The sequence below is a fragment of the Alistipes sp. CAG:268 genome (genome assembly GCA_000434235.1).
Taxonomy (GTDB): domain Bacteria; phylum Bacteroidota; class Bacteroidia; order Bacteroidales; family Rikenellaceae; genus Alistipes; species Alistipes avistercoris.
In genome coordinates, this window is record FR891987.1 from 17,773 (window position 1) to 21,451 (window position 3,679).

4 protein-coding genes (1 of these 4 cut by a window edge) are annotated in these 3,679 nt (G+C 64.7%); 3 read left to right on the forward strand and 1 reads right to left on the reverse strand.

Annotation, left to right across the window (positions count from 1 at the left end):
- From QZL63_RS03835 to QZL63_RS03845, 3 genes are all read left to right on the forward strand, one after another.
- The coding region (locus QZL63_RS03835; protein WP_290585931.1) for a threonine/serine exporter family protein at positions 1-358 on the forward strand (358 nt) is incomplete at its 5' end.
- Positions 355-855, forward strand: a complete 501-nt coding sequence (locus QZL63_RS03840) for a threonine/serine exporter family protein (RefSeq protein ID WP_022308011.1) — start codon at positions 355-357, stop codon at positions 853-855. The genes QZL63_RS03835 and QZL63_RS03840, both read left to right, overlap by 4 nt.
- The gene (locus QZL63_RS03845; RefSeq protein ID WP_022308012.1) at positions 852-1,586 is read left to right on the forward strand and encodes a DUF6064 family protein; all 735 of its coding nucleotides are present in this window, start codon (positions 852-854) and stop codon (positions 1,584-1,586) included. The genes QZL63_RS03840 and QZL63_RS03845 overlap by 4 nt, the downstream gene beginning before the upstream one ends.
- Before the next feature lie 94 nt (positions 1,587-1,680).
- Here the strand turns inward: QZL63_RS03845 and QZL63_RS03850 are convergent, their stop codons facing one another.
- A protein-coding gene (locus QZL63_RS03850) for a glycoside hydrolase family 2 TIM barrel-domain containing protein (protein WP_022308013.1) crosses the window boundary here: on the reverse strand, positions 1,681-3,679 show its 3' portion. Its footprint extends 1,613 nt past the window's final position; 1,999 of the gene's 3,612 nt are visible here — the last part of the coding sequence; its start codon lies off the right edge, out of view; it ends in the stop codon at positions 1,681-1,683.

Below are 3,679 nucleotides of genomic sequence, written 5' to 3' on the forward strand. Positions count from 1 at the left end.
GGCGGGCGCCGGGCCCGCCATGTCGATCGTCTTCACCTCGACGCTCGTCGGATTCGCCGCCAAGCAGCGCATGCAGGCACACGGCCTGAACCACTTCCTGACGTTCATCATCTCGTCGTTCCTGGCCTCGCTCTGCGCCTCGATCGCCCTGCGCTTCGACTGCACGTCGGAGACGGCACTGGCCACGAGCGTGCTGTTCCTCGTGCCCGGCGTGCCGCTCATCAACGGCGTGATCGACATCGTCGAAGGACACATCCTGATCGGATGCAGCCGGCTGATCAACGCCCTGCTGCTCATCATCTGCATCGCCGTGGGGATGTCCGCCACACTCATGATGGTCAAAGACAGTCTGCTATGATCGCGCTCGACATCCTGCTCGACGGCTTCTTCGCCGCCATCGCCGCCATCGGCTTCGGAGCCATCTCCGACCCGCCGATGCGCGCCTTCCCGCGCATCGCCCTGCTGGCCGCCGTGGGCCACGCCCTGCGGTACTGCCTGATGAACTATGCCGACGTGGACATCGCCTCGGCCTCGCTCTGCGCCTCGATCACCATCGGGCTCGGAAGCCTCTGGCTCGGGCAGGGGATTCACTGCCCGATGACGGTGCTCTACATCCCCGCCCTGCTGCCCATGGTGCCGGGCATCTACGCCTACAAGACCGTATTCTCGCTGCTGATGTTCCTCCAGTCGCTCGACGATACGCAGCAGGGGCTGGCCTACATGCAGCAGTTCTTTCTCAACGCGACGGTCTCGTTCAGCGTGATCATCATGCTGGCGGCCGGAGCCACGCTGCCCATCTTCATCTTCAACCGCCGGGCCTTCTCGCTCACCAGGCGCAAATCCGACCGCATATGACCGTATTCTGGGAAACGATCGCCGCCTACAACGCCGCCACGTGGCCCGTACAGATCCTGCTCGTGGCCGTGGGGATCGTCCTCACGCTGCTGCTCTGCTTCCGCCCCACGACAGCCGTGAAGAACGCCATGAAGGTCTTCATGGCGCTGCTCAACTTCTGGATTGCATTCGTCTACTACCACATCTACTGCGAGCCCCGCGAATACAACGACCTGCTGACACTCTTCTGGGCCATCATGGGCTGCATGTGGATCTACGACCTGGCGGCACGCAACGCCACGCTCGAACGCACCGGGCACCACACCGGATTCGCCCTGCTGCTCTTCGCCATGCCGTTCATCTACCCGCTCTGCTCGCTCGCACTCGGGAGGGAGTTTCCGATGATCACCTCGCCGGTGATGCCCTGCTCGGTGGCGGTCTTCACCCTCGCGCTGATGCTCGCCTTCGCCGAACGGGTCAATATCATCCTGGCGATGCTCCTCGGCCACTGGGCCCTGGTCGGGCTGTCGAAGGTCTACTACTTCGGCATCCCCGAGGACTATCTGCTGGCCTGCAGTGTGGTGCCGGCGCTCTACGTCTTCCTCCGGGAGTACATCGTCGCCATCTCGCAGCGGCCGAGCAAGCCCTCGCCGCGCGTACTCAACGGCCTGCTCGGCGTGCTGTGCATCATCATCGGCCTGTTCATCGCCTACACGCTCCTGCACCAGTTCAACCTCTTCTCGGAGATCTGATGCGGCCGGGAAACCGGACCGGACAACACAATACGAAACAGAGCGGCCGGGAACTGTAAAGTTCCCGGCCGCTCTGTTTCATGGCAGCGCCCCGTCAGCGGAGCGGTTCGATGCGGAAGCCAAGGCTGTAGGCCGAGTCGCGCCGCAACTCATACTGCGGCCGCGGCTGCGGGCCGCAGCTGGCGTTGCCCAGGCCGCGCTGCACGCAGTCGAGGTTCAGGATCACCTCCGAACGGCGCACGTTGTCCAGGTCATGGGCGTATTTCGTGGCCCACAGATCGGCATCCGTATAGTGGAGCGCACTGAACTCGAGGTAGCCCAGCGCCGTGATCCGGAGCCCGGCCCCGTCGTCGGAGCGGAGCGTGAGCCACCGCACGTCGCTGCGGCCGCCCATCGTCTGCGGGCGCACATAGGACTCCTCCATCTCATCGACCGAGCATTCGTACACGCCGAAATAGGCGGCATTGTGCCGATCGACGTAGTTCTCGATCGGACCGCGGCCGTACCACGCCACCTGCCCGAGGGCGGGACTGAGCGCCGCCGTCAGCCCCAGGCGCGGGAGGTTGAAGTCGGCAGCCGTCGGGAATTCGGCCGTCACATCGACCGTACCGTCGGCATGGACCGTATATCCAACCGTATAGGGCTGGCGCACGTCATCGCCGATGCAGGCCTCCATCGGGGTCGAGATACGCACCGAACGGCCGTCCCCTGCGGCCTCCCAGGTGACCTCGGCATCGGGACGCAGCGCGCAGACCGTCGGGCGGTAGGTGCGCTTGTCGTTGTCGATCGAGCGGTACCAGTTCAGTTCGAAGCCCGCGCCGGCGTGGATCAGTTCCCTGCCGGCATAGCGCAGCGAGGTCACGATGCCACGGGTGAGGTCCATCTCCATGCGGAAGCCCGTGGCGGCAAGCGTCAGGCGTCCCTCCTCGCTCGAAATCCGGAGCGGCTCGTCCGTACGGGGCTGCACGGCGCCGGGAAGACGGCGGCCGGTGACAGCCAGCTGCTCGCTGGCGACCTCATGCCCGGCGTCGGCCCAGACACACGGTCTGCGAAGCCGTACCGAGAGGTTCACGAAGTACTCGCCGTCGTCGCCCACACGGTCGGCATAGGGCAGCGTCAGGGTGACCGTACTGCCCGGAGCGGCCGACGGCAGGTCGGTATCACCCTCGGCCACGGGGAGGCCGTCGCGCAGCAGCGTCCAGTGCAGGCGGAAGTTGTCGAGGTCGAGGAACGCATAGCGGTTCTCGATGCAGATGCGGCCCGAGGCCGGATCGTCGGCATGCAGGCGCAGGTACTGGTAGACCTTCTTGACCTCGAGCAGTTTGGGAGTCACCTGCCGGTCGGGGGTCACGATGCCGTTGCAGCAGAAGTTGTTGTCGTTGGGGGCATCGCCGAAACCGCCGCCGTAGTAGTAGTTCGTCGGCAGCTCGCCGTACTTGCACAGGCCCTGATCGACCCAGTCCCAGATGCAGCCGCCGATCATGCGGACCGAACGGTTCTCGATGTAGTCCCAGTACTCCTCGAGGTTGCCGATCGCATTGCCCATGGCGTGGGCATACTCGCACAGGAAGTAGGGTTTGTCGCGGTCCTGACGGTCCTGTTCGATCATGCTCTCGATCGAGGGATACATCCGCGAGTCGATGTCGGCCACGTCGTTCTTGCCCTCGTAGTGGATCGGACGGGGGTCGAGCGCACGCGCCGCGGCGTAGACGGCCTCGAAGTTGCGGCCCGATCCGCACTCGTTGCCCATCGACCAGAAGATCACCGACGGGTGGTTCTTGTCGCGCTCGACCATCCGCACCATGCGGTCGATGAAGGCCGGGCGCCAACTCTCCTTGTCGCTGATCGAGTGGTTGCCGTGGCACTCCACGTCAGCCTCGTCCATGACGTAGAGGCCGTAGTAGTCGAACAGCGCGTACATCTTGGCGTCGTTCGGATAGTGGCTCGTGCGGATCGTATTGAGGTTGTGGCGTTTGAAGAGCAGGATATCCTCGATCATCGACTCGACGGGAACCGCCTTGCCCAGCTGCGGGTGAATGTCGTGGCGGGGGGGGGGCCTGAAAGAGAAGCCGCGCGCGATCGGCTCCAGCGCC

Coding starts and splice junctions, on each gene's coding strand:
- QZL63_RS03845 (WP_022308012.1), top strand. CDS start 852: ATGACCGTATTCTGGGAAACGATCGCCGCCTACAACGCCGCCACGTGG.
- QZL63_RS03840 (WP_022308011.1), top strand. CDS start 355: ATGATCGCGCTCGACATCCTGCTCGACGGCTTCTTCGCCGCCATCGCC.